The following is a 16,861-nucleotide window of genomic DNA, read 5'->3' on the forward strand; positions in this document are numbered from 1 at the left end:
CGCGGGTCATGCGGTCTCTGAGCCGGTCATCGCCTCGACCAGGCTCCTGGGCCGCAGATCCGTCCAGTGCCGCTCCACATAGTCCAGACAGTCCTGCCGGGAGGCCTCCGGGTGGGCGACGCGCCACCCGTCCGGCACCGCTGTGAAGGAGGGCCACAGGGAGTGCTGTCCCTCGTCGTTGACGAGGACGAGGTAGCTGCCGTCGGGGTCGTCGAAGGGATTGGTCATGTCTGTCCTTCCGTCGTGCGCGAGCCGTTCGCGGGTGTCAGCGAGACGGGCAGGGACTCCAGTCCGCCGATGAGGTTGGACCTCATCCGGCGGACCGGACCGGCCAGTTCCGCTCGTTCGACCCGGCGTGTCAGCTCGTCGAACATGATGGTGAGCTCGGTGGCGGCCAAGGTGGCGCCGATGCAGTGGTGCGGCCCGTGGGCGAACGTCAGATGCCTGTTGGGCGAGCGGGTGATGTCGAAGGTGTCGGGGTCGGCGAAGACGCGTTCGTCCCGATTGGCCGAGGCCAGCCACAGGGTGATGCGGTCACCGGCACGGATGTGTTCGCCGCCGATCTCCGTGTCCTGCGTCGCCGTGCGCAGCAGGTGCATCGCCGGCGAGGTGTGGCGCAGCACTTCCTGCACGGCACCGGGCAGCAGCTCCGGCCGTTCCCGCAGCAGCGTCCACTGGTCCGGGTTCTGGATGAAGGCGAGGAGACCACCCAGCGTGGCGTGTCTGGTCGTCTCGTTGCCCCCGGAGATCAGGCCGTTGCAGTTCAGGACCACTTCCGTGCTGGTCAGCGGCTCACCGTCGATCGTCCCGTGCACCAGGGCGCTGATGATGTCGTCCTTGGGGGAGCGGCGCCGCTCGCGCATCAACTCGTCGTAGTACTGGAACAGTTCCGTGTGCGCCACTGCGGCGGCGGCCGCGTCGGTGGCACCGGCACGGTCGCCCACGCCGAAGGCGGTCATCGTCCGGCTCAGCATGAAGTCCCAGTCCGCGCGCGGCACGCCCAGCAGATCGCAGATGACCGACAGCGGCAGCCGCGCCGCGACCTCGGTGAACTCGCAGACCTCGCTCGCCAGCGCGTCCCGAAGAAGGCCGGTCACCGTGGTGCGCATGTTCCGCTCCAGCCTGCGGACCGTGCGCGGGGTGAACGCGCTGCTCATGATGCGCCGGATCTTGCCGTGCCGCGGCGGGTCGGAGATCACCATCATCTTGCCCGCACCGGCGGCCGTCGCCGTCTCGTCCGCGTCGAGGCGCATGCCGCCCGTGGAGGAGAAGACGGCCGGCTGGGACAGCACCCGCGCAACGAGTTCGTACGAGAGCACCGCCCAGAACGGTGCGTCCCCGGCACGGACGACCCGGCACACCGGACGCTCGGCGCGCAGGCGGCGCCACACTGCGAATGCCTCTCCGCTCTCGTACAGCAAGGGGTCGGAGAGATCGGGGACTTCGGCCGCCGTGGCGGCATCGGACCGCATCAGCGCACCCTCCCTCGTCCATGTCGGTCCACGACGGTCTCGGCGCCCGCACCCGGCCCGGTCCGTTCCCGGTCGGCGCCCGGTGCCCGCCCGCCTGCCGGGCGGACGGCGGACTCGATCAGGTCCATGACGGTCGGCAGCTGGTCGAAGAGGTAGAAGTGCCCGCCGGGGAGGACCCGGACGTCGCAGGCACCGCCGGTCAGATCGCCCCAGCGGTCGAGCAGCCCGGGCTCGACACCCGGGTCGTCCGCGCCGCCGAGGACGGTGACGTCGGCCGTGAGAGGGGGCATCTCCTCGTATCCGTAGCTCTCGCACAGGGCGAAGTCGGCACGCAGCACGGGCAGCAGCAGCTCCAGGAGGGACGGATTGGCGAGCACGTCCTCCGGCGTGCCCTGCAGCCTGCTGATGTGGTCGACCAGCCCCTCGTCGGACAGTGCGTGCACCCGCGTGGGCCGGTACAGGTGCGGGGCCGTCTGCCCCGACACCAGCAGCCGCACGGGCGGCTGCCCCAGACGGGTCAGCAGGCAGGCAACTTCGTAGGCCACGAGCGCGCCCATGCTGTGCCCGAAGAGTGCGTACGGCCCCTCGCCGGCCCGTTCCGCGACCGGGCCGGCCAGCCGCTGCGCCAGCCGCTTCAGGGATGTCTCCGGGGGCTCGGACAGCCGCGGTGGCCGTCCGGGGTACTGCACCGGAACCACGTCGATGCGCGGATCGAGCAGCGTGCTCCATTCCCGGAAGACGATGGGGCCCGCCCCCGCGTGCGGCAGACAGAACAGTGACACGTCCGCGGTGCCGGCGGACCCGTCCCGGCAGGGGGTGGCGAACCACCAGGCGGAGCCGCCGGCCACCGGCGAGCCGTGGGCCTCCGGACCGTTCATCAGCGCCGCGCCACGAAGAGACGGCCGGTGGGGAACCCGAGTTCCACGGTCTCCACCTGGGAGAAACCCGCGTCCCGCAGCTTCGCCTCCCACTCGGCCACGGACAGCAGCCTTCGACCCATGAACTGCCGGTGGTAGTAGGTGACGATCGCGCTGAACCGTCGCTCGCGGTCGTTGCGCAGGTACGGCACCGCGTCCGTGATCGCCATGATGCCGCCCGGCTGCAGCGCCTCCCGGCAGTTGGCGAGCACCTTGTCGGCCACCGCCTCCTCCTCGGGCATCATGTCGTGGAAGACGAAGCCCGCGTGGATCACGTCGGCTCCCTCCACCGGTCCGGGATCCTCGGCGATCGACTGGATGGACCGTTCGACCACCGTGATCCGCTCGGCCATGCCGGCGATGCGGACCGCCTCACGGGCCGCCTCGCAGGCGTCGCCGCTGAGGTCCAGACCGACGCCGGTGGCGTCCGGGAACCTCTCCAGCGTCTCTATCAGCAGCCGGCAGGTACCGGCTCCGAGGTCCGCGATCCGCTGGGGTTTGGCATTGAAGATCACTTCGAGTGCCGCGGGATAGAAGGCGAGCGACCCCATCCACTGCGAGCTGACGGCGACCTGCCGGCCGTCACGCGCGTAGGTCTCGCCGGCCGCGACCGGATCCGTGAGGAACTCCCGGGCGTGCTCGATGAACGGACGGTTGGCGTTCATGGTCCAGGAGACGTATCCCGCCCGGTGCAGGGTGACGTCGAAGTCCGGCACCACCCGGAAGACCGAACCGCCGGCCGGGGCCGGCTCGATGAGACCGGCGGACTCCAGGGCTTCCAGGTACCGTCCGGCTCCGTCCTCGGGGAGGTCCGCCCGCGCGGCCACCTCGGCGCTGTCGAACGTCCGCCCGGGTGCGATCACGTCCAGCACGCCGAGCCGGTCGCCCATCTCCAGCAGCGCCGCGGCGGCGGCTATGTCCGGGGCGGCTCCGCTGTGTTCGACCTCGGTCGAGAGCCGGCGTCCTGCCTCGTGGGTGTCGTGGGTGACGGTCATGCGTGGGCTCCTTTCTGCCGTACCGGCCGGAAGCGCCACCAGGTGGGCAGCTCGGCTTCCCCGGACAGTACGTTCAGGGTGATTTCGGGTTCGGTGAGGATCCGCCGCAGCAGGGCCTGGCAGATCTCGCCCAGGGCGTGCACGTCCTCGGTGCTCAGGACATCGGGCCGGTGCACGAACCTCAGCGTCAGGTTGCGATCTCGTTCCTGGAGGAACACGGTCATCGCCCGCTTGGAGATCACTGCCCGGCGGTCGATCCGCTCCACGCGGACGCCGGGCAGGTCCCAGCGCACCGCCGCGGAGTTGTCCGTGCAGAACAGCACGTCCGGATAAAGGTCCTCGTCGCCGTCCGGTCCGCGGTCACCGGCCAGGGCACGCACCACGTGGTCGAACGGCAGGGCCTGATGGTCGTACGCGGACAGCACATGGGCACGGATCCCGGCGAGCAGCTGCGTGAACGGCCGATCCTCGTGCACGGTCTCGCGCAGCACGATGATGTTCCGCAGATACCCGACCATGTCCTCGTACTCGGTGCGACCGCGGTTGGCCATGGCCGATCCGAGGGCGATGTCGCTCTCCCCCGTGTAGAGGTGCACGAGGAGGTACATCACGGCCAGCAGCACGAGGTAGGGCGTGCAGCCGTGCTCCAGGGCGAACTGCCGTGTCCCATCGGACAGCGGTTGCGGGAGGGTGAGGTTGTAGGCGTCCCCGCACGGTCCGTCGGCGGGCACGGCCCGGGCGGACGGAGTCAGCCGCAGAGGCCGGTGGCCGCGCAGGTCGCCCAGCCAGTACGACAGATCCTGCCGGGCCTGCTCGCCCGTGAACCAGGCGTACTGGCGGTCCACGAACTCGCCGTACTGGGCCACGGGCGCAGGCAGTTCGACCGGCCCGCCGGCGACGCGCCCGCGGTAGAGCGCGCCGATCTCCCGCAGGACGACGCCGCTGGAGTAGCCGTCGGTGACGATGTGGTGCATCGTCAGGGCCAACAGCCGCTCCGTGTCACCGTACCGGGCCAGCGCGGCGCGCAGGAGCGGTGGGTCCGTGAGGTCGAAGGGCCGCTGGCAGTGCTCCTCGGCCAGGTCCAGGGCCTGCTCGTACGGGGACGCCGCCCGGCGCACGTCGAACAGGCCGAGCACACGGCGAGGCGGGTCCACGACGAAACGGCGCGGACCCTCGGCGGTGGAGCGGAATCCGGTGCGGAGGGACTCGTGGCGGGCCACCACGGTCTCCACCGCGTCCTGCAGGGCGGCCTCGTCCACGTCGCCGGTCAGCCGTAAGAGCCCGGCCACCAGGAAGTCCTGCCGGCCCGGCTGCTGTTGTTCCAGGCGCCACAGCCGCTCCTGCGTGGGATACGGCAGCCCGTTGCCGGCCATCACGCCTCGTCCCGGGCATGGGCGGTGAGCAGCAGACCTATCTCGCGTGCCAGCCCCGCGACCGTCGGATGTTCGAACAGGACCCGGAGCGGGATGCTGACGTCGAACTCGTCGCGGAGCCGGTTGACGACCTTGCCGGCGAGCAGGGAGTGCCCCCCGAGCCTGAAGAAGTCGTCCGTGGGGACGATCTCGTCCACCCCGAGCACCTCGCCCCACACCTGGGCGACGGCCAGTTCCAGCGGTGAACCCTCGGCCGGGGACCGGGGCGTGCCCCGCTCTGGCGCCGGCAGCGCGGCACGGTCCAGCTTCCCGTTGGGATTGAGCGGGAACCGGTCGAGCACGACCACCCGCGCCGGGACCATGTAGCCGGGCAGGACCTCGGCGACCCGACGCCGGACGTCCGTACCGGCACAGTCGCCGCCCGGCTCGGGGACGACGTAGCCGACCAGCCGTCGTTCACCCGGAACGTCCTCCCGGACCACCGCCGCCGCACCGGACACCCCGGGCACGGCGGCCAGCGCGGCTTCCACCTCGGCGAGCTCGATCCGGAAACCGCGGAGTTTCACCTGGTGGTCGACCCGGCCCACGAAGTCCAGCTGCCCGTCGGGACGCCAGGACACCAGGTCGCCGGTGCGGTACATCCGGGCCCCGCGCGTGGCCGTGAACGGATCGGCGACGAAGCGCTCCGCGGTCAGTGCCGGCCGGTTGGCGTATCCCCGGGCGACGCCGTCCCCGGCAAGGTACAGCTCGCCGGGAACGCCGGGAGGCACCGGACACAGCCAGGCGTCCAGGACGTACAGACCGATGCCGGGGCGGGGCGAGCCGATCGGCGGGGCGGTGGTGCCGGCGAGCGGCCCCGCCCAACTCGTGATGACCGATCCCTCGGTCGGCCCGTAGAGGTTGACCATGCGGCGGCCGGCGGACCAGTCCCGTACGAGGGACCCGGGCACGCGTTCACCGGCGACCACCAGGGTCAGGCCGCTCGGCAGGTCCCCGGCGGGCACGGCGGCGAGCACCGACGGCGGCATGGTGACATGGGTGATGCCGAACCGTCGCACGGTGTCGCCCAGCGTCTGGTCGGGTACCAGGTCGCGGGGCTCGGCGAGCACGAGGCGGCAGCCCGAGAGCAGGGACATGCAGATCTCCAGCAGGAACGCGTCGAAGCTGGTGGATCCGAACTGCAGCACCCGGCTGTCCTCGGTCAGGTCGAAGAGCGCGCGTTGGGCGCTCACGAGATCGGCCGTCCCCTGGTGCGTGAGCAGCACACCCTTGGGCCTGCCGGTGGATCCGGAGGTGAACAGCAGGCACGCGGCGCCGAGCAGGTCCAGCGTTCCGCCGCGCTCCGCGTCGTCCAGGCCGTGGGGCGCGGCACGCGCCACTTCGGCGGCTACCGGCGCCGCGTCCAGGCAGAGGACCTCGGCGGCGGAGGCGTCGAGCAGGCTCCGGTGCGCCTCGGTGGTGACGGCGACGGTCGGCTCGCCGTCCTGGAGCATGGCGCGGATGCGTGCCGCCGGGTAGTCCACGTCGACGGGCAGATACGCGGCCCCGGTCTTCAGGACGGCCAGCACCGCGGTGACCAGCTGCCGGGAGCGGGGCAGGGCGAGGGCCACCCGCCGCTCCGGGCCGACTCCCCGGGAGAGCAGCACCCGGGCCAGGCGGTTGGCGTCCGCGTCCAGTTCGGCGAAGGTCCGCAGCTCTCCGTGGCCCTGCACCGCCACCGTGTCCGGGTGACGCAGCACCTCGCGCTCGAAGAGGACGGGCAGCGGGCTCCGGTCGAGGGTGACCGGATCACGACGGCCCAGCGTCTGCAACGTGTGCCGGCGCTCGGCATCGGTGAGCAGGTCGATCTCGCCCACGGGACGGCCGGGATCGGCGGTGACCGCGTCCAGCACGACGAGGTACAGCCGCACCAGGCGCTCGGCCGACGCGGCGTCGAACAGGTCGGCCGCGTATTCGACGAATCCCTCGACGCCGTCGCAGACGCCGTCCTCGGACACGGATTCGCGCAGGCTCACGGTGAGGTCGAACTTCGCGAAGCCTATGGGGATCTCGTCGCCCTCGGCCTCCCGCCCGTCCAGGCGCAGCCGCAGATCCGACCGAGGGGTGTTGCGCAGCATCAGCAACACCTGGAACAGCGGATGCCGGGCCGGCGACCGGGGCGGGTTGAGGACCTCCACGAGCCGGTCGAAGGGCAGGTCCTGGTGATCGAGTGCCGCCAGATCGGTCTCCCTGACCCGCGCCAGCAGCTCGCGGAAGTCCGGGTTGCCCGCCACGTCGGTGCGCAGGACGAGCGTGTTGATGAAGAACCCGACCAGATCGTCCCAGGCGTCGTCGGTCCGGCCCGCCACCCCGGTGCCCACCGGGATGTCCTCGCCGGCCCCGAGCTTCATCAGCAGGACGGCCAGCGCGGCCTGCAGGGCCATGAACAGCGTTGCGCCGGCCTCGGTGGCCGTGGCCCGCAGACGGCCGTGCAAATCCGGCGGAATGCGCACCGGCACGGTGCCGCCGAGATGACTCGCCACGGCGGGCCTGGGCCGGTCGGTGGGCAGTGGCAACTCGACGGGCAGACCGGCGAGCTGCTCGGTCCAGTACGCCGTCTGACGGGACAACAGGGCATTGCCCTGTGCTCCGCCGGCGAGGAACCGCTGCTGCCACAGCGCGTAGTCGCGGTACTGGACGGGCAGCGGCGCCCAGCGCGGAGCCCTGCCGGCGCGCCGCGCGGCGTAGGCCCGTTCGAGATCACGTCCGAAGGGGGCGAAGGACCAGCCGTCGCCCGCGATGTGATGCAGCACGACCAGCAGCCGGTAGCCGCTCGGCGTGCGCAGCAGCCGGGCCCGCAGGGGGGTGTCCTGCGTGAGGTCGAAGGGCCGGCGCGCGGCCTGCACCAGCACCCTGCCCGCGTCCTCGTCCCGCACGTCCAGGACCGGCACGTCGGGACGGGAGCTGTCCGGGTCGAGAACGACCTGGTGCACGCCGTCGGGCGTCTGCGGGAAGACCGTCCGGAGGATCTCGTGACGTTCGACCACGTCGCCCAGCGCGGCGGTCAGGGCCGCCACGTCGGTCGTGGGGTCGAGGGCGACGACGTAGGGGATGTTGTACACGGACCGGGGGATGTCCGACTGGTTCAGGAACCACAGCCGGCGCTGGGGCAGGGACAGTGGGACACCGCCGGTACCGGTGCCCGCGGAGGGGCCGGCCCCGGTGCGGTCGGCCGCGGCCAGCCGTTCGGCCAGCAGTTCCGGGGTGGCGAGGTCGAAGACTTCCCGGACGGACACCTCGGCGCCGGTGGCGGCACGGATGCGGGCCGCGAGCTTGACCGCGGACAGGGAGTGCCCCCCGAGGGCGAAGAAGTCGTCCGTCGCACCGACTTGCGCCACCCCGAGGACGTCGCCGAACAGCCGGCACAGCGTGGCCTCCTGCGGGGAGCGCGGAGCCCGGCCGCCGCCCAGCGCGGGCAGCCGCTCGGGCACCGTCAGCGCTGCCCGGTCGATCTTCCCGTTCGGTGTGGTGGGGAGCCTGTCGAGCAGCACGAACAGGGAGGGGACCATGAAGCGGGGCAACACCCGCGACACATGGTCGCGCAGCACCGCTGCCGTGGGGCGCCGCTCCGGCACCGTCTCCACGTACGCCACCAGCTGACGGTCGCCCGGTTCGTCCTCCCGCACCACGACGATCACCTGCCGTACGCCCAGATGAGCGGCGATCGCCGCCTGGACCTCGCCCAGCTCGACCCGGAAGCCCCGCAGTTTGACCTGGTGGTCGATGCGGCCGATGAACTCCAGTGCGCCGTCGGCCCGTTGACGCACCAAATCACCGGTGCGGTACATACGCTCGCCCGGGCCGCCGAACGGGTCGGCGACGAACCGTTCCGCGGTGAGTCGCGGTTGCCCCAGATAGCCGCGTGCCAGGTTCTCTCCCGCGATGTACAGCTCGCCCACCACACCGCGTGGCACCGGCCGCAGACCGGAGTCGAGCACGCGCAGCCTCGCACCGGCGAACGGGGTGCCGATCGGCACCGGGCCGGGCGCCGTCGCGGCCGCGGGAGGGATGCGGTGGTCCACACAGCCGCAGGTGGCCTCGGAGGGCCCGTAGTGGTTGATGACGGTGACTCCGGGATGCCGCAGGCGCCATTCCCGCAGCAGTTCCCCCACGAGCGGCTCGCCCGCGACGATGAATTCCTGGGTCGGGGAACACAGATCGGGCAGGGTGTCCAGCAGCGCCAGGTGCGTGGGGGTCGCCTTCAGGAAGGAGTAGCTCCCGCCGGCGCCGCTGCGGTCGGCGTACTCCTCCACACTGGAGATGATGAGTTCCCCGCCCGCGGCCAGCGTGCCGAACAGGGCGGTGAGCGTGATGTCGAAGGACAGCGACGAATACAGGAGCACGCGGTCGGCCAGGCTCGGATAGGCGATCGTGGCGCGGCTCACGTAGTTCGCCGCCGACCGGTGCTCCACCGCGACGCCCTTGGGCCGCCCGGTGGACCCGGAAGTGTAGATGACGTAGGCCAGGTTGCGCGCCCGGAGAGGACCGGTGCGCTCCTCAGGTCGGATCTCCTCGTCCGGCAGGCCTGCCAGGTGTGCCCGGACCTCGGGGCTGTCGAGCACGAGCCGAGGCGCCGACGAGGCGTCCAGCGCCCCGGTGGTGTCACCACCGGCCGTGGTGAGCAGCAGGGGCACGTCGGAGTCGCGCAGCATGTACGACACCCGGTCCGGCGGGTAGTCGAGGTCCACGGGCAGGTAGGCCGCGCCCGCCGTGAGGACTCCGAGCACCGCGACCACCATGTCGAGGGACCTGGGCATGGCGACCGCGACCACGTCGTCGACCCCGATGCCCTTGCGGAGCAGCAGCCGGGCCAACCGGTACGCACGCCCGAGGAGTTCACCGTAGGTGAGCCGCTCGCTGCCCGCCGCGACCGCCGGCGCCTGGGGTGCCTTGCGGGCCTGCTCGGCCACGAGATCCAGCACGGTCGTGGTGTGCGCGCCGGGCCGGGCGGGGGACGACTCCCAGCCGGTGTCGACCAGTTGGGACCTTTCGTCGGCGTCGGCCGCGTCGAGCGTGCCGACCGGGACGTCGAGGGTGCCCGCGTCGATGATGTCGGCGAGCAGCCGCAGCAGGCGTGCCCGGTGGCGGTCGAGTTCCCCGGCGGTGTAGCGGCCGGGGTTGGCGAAGAAGTCCAGCCGCAGTCCCTCGCCGCCGAATCCGCTGTAGACGTAGATGTAGAGGTCGTCCACGGGCCCCAGGGTGAGGGTGTTCAGCTCGGCCCGGCTGCCCGCGAAGGACAGCCCGTAGTCGAAGGGAACGAGGTTGAGGTGCCAGCCGAACAGCCGCTCGTCGCCGCGCGGACCAAGCTCGCGCCTGAGCTCCTCGCTGCGGAAACGCTGCGCCTGCAGAGCCTCCATCAGACCGCTCGATGCCCGGCGGGCCAGGGCGGAGAGGGATTCCCGGGGCGAGACGTCCAGCCGCAGGGGCACGACGTTGGACGCCTGGCAGGGTGTCGTCCTGGTGGCCGTCCCGGTCCTGCCGGTCACGGTGAGCCCCAGGCTCACGTCGTCGGTGGCCATCACCTTGCCGAGATAGACGGTCACCGCCGCGGACACAGTTGCGGTCCAGCGGACCCGGGCCTGTTTGGACAGGGCGACGAGGCGCTCGAACCGGTCCCGGTCGAGGTGTCCGGTGGTGCGCAGGAAGCGGGCGGATGTGTCGGCGACGCGCACGGCCGGGGTCACGATGTCCGGGCGCTCGGTGAACCGGGCGCACCAGTGGGCCCGGTCACCCTCGTACTCCGGGGACTGCCGGTAGGCCTCGTCCTCGGCGACCACCTCGCTCAACGGACGGAACGACGCCTCCCGTAGGCTGCGGCGGCCCTCGACGTCGCGGGTGTACAGCTCGGCGACCCGCTGCCCCAGCAGGAACAGGCCGTAGCCGTCCATCACGGAGTGGTGCGCGCGTACGTACCAGAGGTGTTCGTCGGGCCCGGTCCTCAGCAACGCGTGGCCGAACATGTCACCCCGGGCCGGGTCGACCGGCCGCGCGAGGTCCTCGTGCATCCAGGCCTCGGCGCGCTCCCGGGCTCCGGGCTCCGCGCCGAGGTCGAGGATGGGCAGGGGCCAGTCGTCCCGGACCTCCACGGTCTGCCGGAGTCCGCCCTCGGCATCCTCGTCGATGCGGACGTGGAGGCACTCCGCTTCCGAGACCGCCCGCCGCAGTGCCGCCTCGAAGGCATGCCGGTCCAGGGAGCCGCGAATATGAAAGTAACTGCCGATGCTGAAAACGGGATTGTCGGGGTCGAGTTTCTGGGCCAGCCAGACCTCGCGCTGCGCTGCCGACAGGGAAAGCGATGTCCGATCGGGGCCAGGCATGCCGTGAACTCCCGGAGCATTTCGAGAAGCGGATGGAATGTCGGCGGCAGATCGGGCATGGACTGCCGCGCCGGACTTCGGCTCGGATATCGGGACCACGCACGATGCTATCCGCGCGGGAACCGTGAACCCAGATCGTGACCGTACTGCTCGTTAGGGTTGTTGTGGTCGATTGCGCTCACGGCGGCGGCTCACGACAGCGGCCACTCGTCGAAATTCCCCTGGATGACCCGGCGGATGTCGGAGGCGGCCACCTCGGCGGCGGTTCTGCCGCTCTGGACGCGGTCCTTGGAAAGGCGTTCCTGGATCCGGTCGCGGTGGAATGCCCGTATGTCCGCAGGCAGCGGAAGCCGTCCCGGGGCGAGCAGCCGTACCGCACCGCCGGAGTCCCGGATTCCGAGTACCTCGCCGCGATTGTGCACGCTCGGCGCGAACGGTATGTCGAGCAGGCCCAGCCGGAATGCCCGGACGACGCCCCGGGTGACGCTGCCGCCCCCGCATTCCAGCACCGCGTTCAGCAGATGCTCGCACTCGGCACGCAGCAGCCGCTTCTCCTCGTCGACGGCCTTGTGGTCCAGGTCGGCCGGCGTGGCGGAGGCGATCGCGCGCTGAGCCTCGCGAATGGCTTCGGCGTTCTCCTCGACGGTCGGGATTCCCCATGCCTCGGCGGTGGTCTTGAGCAGGACCCGGCCGCATCCGGAGAGACCCGCCGTGCGTGCCGATCCGCGGAGCAGTAGGAGCGCCTTGCGCCTGGTCTCCGGGAACGCGGCCATGTACTGGTGGAAGACGGTCGTGATCAGTACCCCGTGCCGTGCGTGGCCGACCAGCTCGTGGGCCATCTCGTCCATGACCTGGATGGCGGCGACGTCCTGGGACCGGCAGCCCTGCTCGGCATAGCCGAGACTCACCGAGTGGACCCCTTGCGCGACGGCCATCAGCATTTCGAGCAGGCAGGTGACGATCGCCAGGCACGGCGGCAGCAGCGTCGCGGTCAGAACGCCGAAGAACTCCCGGTCCAGGATGATGCCGTAGCGTTCCGCGTACAGTCCGGTGAGCCGGTCGACGTACTGCCAGGCGGGGATCGACTCCTCCAGCGGATAGTCCTTGTAGTAGGGCAGGTTGTAGGTGATGGCGCCGCCCTCGAAGGCGGTGACGCCTCCGGCGTAGGAGATCTCGCCGAGCAGCCGGGGGTCCCGGGTGCTGTGCCGGGTCTGCAGCGGAGTGGGGAGCCGGGCCCCCAACTGCCGCAGGGCGTGGACGCCATGGTTCACGACCGGGAAGCCGTTGAGCACGGACCGGGCCGGGGAGCTGGCACGCAGGCCCTCCTCGGCGCCGGGATAGTCGTTGTTCCGGGACAGGGAGTCCACCTGGTACGACAGCACGTGCGCGCCGGCCCGGTGCAGTGCGGTGAACAGGCGTGCCTGACCGACCGCGTCGGCCACGCCGCACCGGGGTTGCAGCAGGGGTCGCCCGGTGTGCCGGGCCCGTAACTGAGCGGCCGCGAGCGACGGCCGGCCCGCGACGAACTCGGCGTTGGCGTCGAGTTCGGCGGCGGCCCGTCCGGTGCGCCAGTGCTGCAGCACCTCCTTCCGGACGACCCGGAAGTGCTCGTCCTCCATCCGCTGGTCCTCGGGCATGACCAGAGTGCGGGGCCGTCCCGCCGGGGCCGTCTCGTCGTGGGCGGCGGACAGGGCGGGCCGCCGCCCCGCGAGGTCCTGTGCCAGGTACCGCAGTACCTGGCGCAGGTCGGCATAGCCGGGAAACACCCGGCGGAAGCCCAGTTCGAGGAAGTGGCGCACGACGTCGTCCCGGGAGGACGACACGGACAGGTTGCCGCCGATGTACCAGTGGGCGTCGAGCGCGCCGTACTCCTTGCAGAGCTCGCGGAACTCACGCGTGTAGAAGCGGCTGTGCCCGTCCATGCTGGAGATCATCACCACGTCGGCGGTGCGCGCCGCCTCGAAGAAGTCGCGCAGTTCGTTCTGGGTGCGCAGGTCGATCACCTGGTAGCCGCTCTCCGCCAGGGCGTGCCGGAGAACGAACAGTCCTACGGAGTGGGCGTCGGCCCCGATGCCGCCCAGCACTATTCGGTGCACAGGGTTCTCCTGGTTCGTGCTCGGTCGGACGAGCCTGTCTCACAGCGTCTCCGGTTGCGCGGTGCCGCCGGGTGGGGCGTCGAGCGAGCCGGACAGGGCGCGGGCCAGATGGGTGACGGTCCGCCCCTCGTACAGCGCCCGTGCCGGGACGCTGACGTTCAGCCGGCGTTCCAGCGCGTTGAGGAGCCGTGCCGCGAGCAGAGAGTGGCCGCCGAGGTCGAAGAAGTCGTCCTCCACGCCCACCGGTTCCACGTCCAGCACCTCGGACCAGGTGGCGGCGAGCTGTGCCTCAAGAGCGGTGCGCGGCAGCACGAGGTCCGTGGCGAGGGCCCGCGGCGATCGGACGAGCGCGGGCAGTGCCCGGCGGTCCACCTTGCCGTTGCGGTTCAGCGGCAGGTCGTCGCGGACCATGATGGCCCACGGCACCATGTGTGGCGGAAGTTCCGCCGCCAGCGCCTCGCGCAGCCGGGCACCGAGACCGGCCGCACCGTCATGTCCGGTGGACGCGGTGTCGGCCCCATCGTGGCGTGGGACGACGTAGGCGAGCAGCCGTTGGCTGCCCGAGCCGTCCCGCTGGGCGACGACCGTGGCCTCCTTGACCTGGGGCCGGCCGATCAGGTGGGCCTCGACATGTGCCGGTTCCACCCGGAAGCCGTGCACCTTGACCTGGTGGTCCGCCCGCCCGACGAATTCCAGCGTGCCGTCGGGAAGCCGGCGCACCAGATCGCCCGTGCGGTACAGGCGCCGACCGGGCAGCGTGGCGAAGGGGTCGGCCACGAAGCGCTCGGCGGTGGCGGTCGGCTGCCCGAGGTAGCCGTGCGCCAGCCCTTCCCCACCGGCGTAGAGTTCGCCGACGACCCCGGGTGGTACGGGACGCAGCGCCGGGTCGAGAACGACGACCCGAGTACCTCGCACCGGGCTTCCGATCGGTACCCGCGGGCCCTCCGGGAGAACTCCCGTGGTCGTCCAGCAGGTGGTGAACGACGTGTTCTCCGTCGGGCCGTATCCGTTGGTGAAGGTGAGGGCGGGAAACTCGGTCAACAGGCGCCGGACATGGGCCGGGGAGGCCGTCTCACCGCCGGTCAGGACGTGTCGCACGGCGCCGAACAGGCCGGGTTCCTCCGTCACCAGATGGTTGAACAGTCCTGTCGTCAGCAGCAGGACCGTGACGCCCTCGCGTTCCACGACGGGCCGGATCCGTTCGACGACGGTTGGCGGTCCCGGCAGCACCACCAGACGGGCACCGTTCATCAGCGGCGCCCAGATCTCGATGGTCGAGGCGTCGAACGCCACCGGTGAGAGTTCCAGGAACACGTCGTCCGGCCTGATCTCCATCCAGTTCGGGCCGCGCAGCAAGCGGGACACGGCCCGGTGCGGCACGCCCACCCCCTTGGGCCGGCCGGTGGATCCCGACGTGAAGCTGACGTAGGCGAGCGCGTCCGGCGGCAGCGTCGCGTCCTGGTGCGGGGTCGGGGCGTCCGCCCGGCCATCGGCGCCGCGCGGGCGGCAGGAGGCCATCTCGATCGCCGACTGCTCCGGGGGCAGCAGGTCGCCCAGCCCGGCCTGTACGACCACATGACGGCTGCGGGCCGCGGCGAGGAGTTCGGCGTGCCGGGCCGGCGGGTCCTCCGGGTCGAGCGCCAGGTAGGCCGCGCCGGCGCGCAGGATGCCGAGCAGGGCGACGATCAGATCGGTGGAACGCCGGTGCAGGACACCGACCACCGCGTGCGGGACCACGCCCTGGGCCCGGAGGGTGTCGGCCACCGCGCCCGCCCGGCTCCACAGGTCGCCGTAGGTCAGCGTCTCGTCCCCGCAGGTGACGGCGGGTGCTCCCGGGCGGGCGGCGGCCTGGTCGGCGACGTATGCGTGGACGGCGCGTGCCGGTTCCGCCGGAACCTCCGTCCCCTGTACCGGCGTTGCGTGGGACGCCGGGCCGGGCGGCAGAAGGTCCAGCACGGACAGCGCCACCGCTGGATCGCGGACACCGGCGGTGAGAGCGGCACGCAGCAGTTCCGCCCATCCGGGCTCGTCCGGGGCGGTGCGGACTTCGGCGGACAGCAGGCCGTCGTCCGCCGTCTCGGTGAGCACGACTTCCAGGGCGGGTGAGTCGGATCCGGCGTGGCCGGTGCCGTCCCGGCGCTGCGGCCGGGCCGGCCCGCCGCGTGCCGCCCGCTGCCCGACGGCCGGACCTGCCTGCGGAGCACGGGAGTTCAGCGCCTCGATCTCCGCCGCCGCCCACTTGACCAGTGCGCCGAAGGAGGGATCACCGGACAGCCCGGCGCACAGGACGCCGTGCCGGGTGCCGGACGCCCCGGTGATCCGGCAGCGGATCCGGACGCTGTCGTCGGTGGTCATGCGGTGCGCCACCGTGACGGCTGCGGCCACGAGGGCCGCGGGGTCGTGGGGCCCGAGGTCCGCGCAGTCGATGACCGTCTCGTTCATCGGGCACTTCCTTCCGGGCGCGGACGCCGTGTCGTTCCGTGCTCCGCCGCGGGAGCGTCGAGCGAGCTCAACAGCGAGGGCAGGGCGGGAATCACCCGGGGCCGGGGCATCAGTGCGGGCAGCCCGCCGGGCAGGCCGCGCACCGCGTAGCACCGGCGCAGCCAGCGGTCCCGGCCGTCATAGCGGGGGGTGAACGCGGTTCGGCCGTGGACGACGACACGGTTGTCCAGAACGGCGAGCTGGCCGGGGCGAAGCCGTATCCGCCGGGCGACCTGCTCCAGCGCCGTGCGCAAGGCGGCCAGCGCGTCGGAGGCCCGTTCCGTCGCCCCGGTGGTGTTGTGGGTGTTGTAGCGGATGGTGGGTGCGGCCCGTGGGCCGGCCAGCACTGCGTGCGGGGCGGAGACCGGCCGCCTGCCCTGGGTGTCCAGCCCGAACGACGTGGGGTACAGGCTGTGGAACAGCGGCTCGCGCAGGACGTCGAGCGTCCCGGGCGGCAGGTGACGTACGGCTTCACGCACGGACGAGAGCCGCAGTGCGGCCACGTCCTCGTGGTCCTGGCGCAGGCACAGCAGGCTGACGAAGTCCGGCCGGAGCGGGTGGTGGACGTTCTCGGTGTGCAGGCCCAGGGACGAGGAACCGACGTTCTGGATGTACTCCTCCATGCCGGGCTCCGGAGCGACTTCATGGATCAGGGCGCCGTCGTTCTCGTCCGCATACCCGACGAGGTCGCCGAGGATCTCGGCGACCAGGAGCAGCAGACCCGCGGACCAGTGGCCCCCCGGTGCGGGGCGGTCGGCCGTCGGCGTGGGCGGCAGGGTGGAGAGCGGTTCCGGTGCGGCCACGTCGACGAGACAGTAGGGCCGTGTGCTGTCGGGTCGGGTGAGGGCGGTCAGGGTCCGGCGCAGTGCGGCCGGTACCTCGTCCAGTGCGTCCCCGGCCCGATCCGGGTCCCCGGGCGGGAGTTCGGCGACCCTGCCCGCCAGTTCGTGCAGTGCCGCGGTTTCCCGGCAGTCAAGAGTGCACTGGTATTCGGGCCCCACTTGACTCCTCCAACGGTGCGGCTTCGGATACGAGTCGAATGACACGCCGAACGTACGTTCAGGGACAAGGCGGGTCAATATTTCGAAGGTTATGTGCGTTGCGTGCAATGAAATCAACACCGCAAAGCCTTGGTAATGCCCTGTGGTGTTCCGGAGTCCGGGCGCGTATC

The 16,861-nt window shown here is 71.6% G+C and carries 9 protein-coding genes; all 9 read right to left on the minus strand.

Annotated features, from left to right (window positions below; genetic code table 11):
- Nucleotides 1-6 precede the first annotated feature (6 nt).
- The 9 genes from ACFYOH_RS15385 to ACFYOH_RS15425 all read right to left on the minus strand — a co-directional run bounded on the left by ACFYOH_RS15385 (nucleotide 7) and on the right by ACFYOH_RS15425 (nucleotide 16,691).
- Nucleotides 7-228, minus strand: coding sequence for an MbtH family protein (locus ACFYOH_RS15385; protein ID WP_388625795.1), 222 nt, complete (start codon nucleotides 226-228; stop codon nucleotides 7-9).
- Nucleotides 225-1,472, minus strand: coding sequence for a cytochrome P450 (locus ACFYOH_RS15390; RefSeq protein WP_388625797.1), 1,248 nt, complete (start codon nucleotides 1,470-1,472; stop codon nucleotides 225-227). Before ACFYOH_RS15390 ends, ACFYOH_RS15385 begins: the two co-directional genes overlap by 4 nt.
- On the minus strand, nucleotides 1,472-2,350 hold the full coding sequence (locus ACFYOH_RS15395; protein ID WP_388625799.1) for a thioesterase II family protein: 879 nt from the start codon (nucleotides 2,348-2,350) through the stop codon (nucleotides 1,472-1,474). The genes ACFYOH_RS15390 and ACFYOH_RS15395 overlap by 1 nt, the downstream gene beginning before the upstream one ends.
- Nucleotides 2,350-3,384: a class I SAM-dependent methyltransferase gene (locus ACFYOH_RS15400; RefSeq protein WP_388625800.1), complete on the minus strand. Its 1,035-nt coding sequence runs from the start codon at nucleotides 3,382-3,384 to the stop codon at nucleotides 2,350-2,352. Before ACFYOH_RS15400 ends, ACFYOH_RS15395 begins: the two co-directional genes overlap by 1 nt.
- Entirely contained in the window at nucleotides 3,381-4,757 is a 1,377-nt protein-coding gene (locus ACFYOH_RS15405; protein WP_388625801.1) for a condensation domain-containing protein, read from the minus strand. The genes ACFYOH_RS15400 and ACFYOH_RS15405 overlap by 4 nt, the downstream gene beginning before the upstream one ends.
- Nucleotides 4,757-11,113, minus strand: coding sequence for an amino acid adenylation domain-containing protein (locus ACFYOH_RS15410; RefSeq protein ID WP_388625803.1), 6,357 nt, complete (start codon nucleotides 11,111-11,113; stop codon nucleotides 4,757-4,759). The genes ACFYOH_RS15405 and ACFYOH_RS15410 overlap by 1 nt, the downstream gene beginning before the upstream one ends.
- A 191-nt stretch (nucleotides 11,114-11,304) precedes the next feature.
- Nucleotides 11,305-13,209: a methylaspartate mutase subunit E gene (locus tag ACFYOH_RS15415; protein ID WP_388625805.1), complete on the minus strand. Its 1,905-nt coding sequence runs from the start codon at nucleotides 13,207-13,209 to the stop codon at nucleotides 11,305-11,307.
- Between the two features lie 39 nt (nucleotides 13,210-13,248).
- Nucleotides 13,249-15,651, minus strand: coding sequence for an amino acid adenylation domain-containing protein (locus tag ACFYOH_RS15420; RefSeq protein ID WP_388625807.1), 2,403 nt, complete (start codon nucleotides 15,649-15,651; stop codon nucleotides 13,249-13,251).
- Nucleotides 15,648-16,691 (minus strand): TauD/TfdA family dioxygenase, encoded by a 1,044-nt coding sequence (locus tag ACFYOH_RS15425; protein ID WP_388625809.1) that lies wholly within the window; start codon nucleotides 16,689-16,691, stop codon nucleotides 15,648-15,650. Before ACFYOH_RS15425 ends, ACFYOH_RS15420 begins: the two co-directional genes overlap by 4 nt.
- Between the last annotated feature and the right edge of the window lie 170 nt (nucleotides 16,692-16,861).

Origin of the sequence: Streptomyces sp. NPDC007856 (genome assembly GCF_042868225.1) — a bacterium.
GTDB lineage: Bacteria > Actinomycetota > Actinomycetes > Streptomycetales > Streptomycetaceae > Streptomyces.

Coding starts and splice junctions, on each gene's coding strand:
- ACFYOH_RS15390 (WP_388625797.1), bottom strand. CDS start 1,472: ATGCGGTCCGATGCCGCCACGGCGGCCGAAGTCCCCGATCTCTCCGAC.
- ACFYOH_RS15400 (WP_388625800.1), bottom strand. CDS start 3,384: ATGACCGTCACCCACGACACCCACGAGGCAGGACGCCGGCTCTCGACC.
- ACFYOH_RS15420 (WP_388625807.1), bottom strand. CDS start 15,651: ATGAACGAGACGGTCATCGACTGCGCGGACCTCGGGCCCCACGACCCC.
- ACFYOH_RS15410 (WP_388625803.1), bottom strand. CDS start 11,113: ATGCCTGGCCCCGATCGGACATCGCTTTCCCTGTCGGCAGCGCAGCGC.
- ACFYOH_RS15405 (WP_388625801.1), bottom strand. CDS start 4,757: ATGGCCGGCAACGGGCTGCCGTATCCCACGCAGGAGCGGCTGTGGCGC.
- ACFYOH_RS15385 (WP_388625795.1), bottom strand. CDS start 228: ATGACCAATCCCTTCGACGACCCCGACGGCAGCTACCTCGTCCTCGTC.
- ACFYOH_RS15395 (WP_388625799.1), bottom strand. CDS start 2,350: ATGAACGGTCCGGAGGCCCACGGCTCGCCGGTGGCCGGCGGCTCCGCC.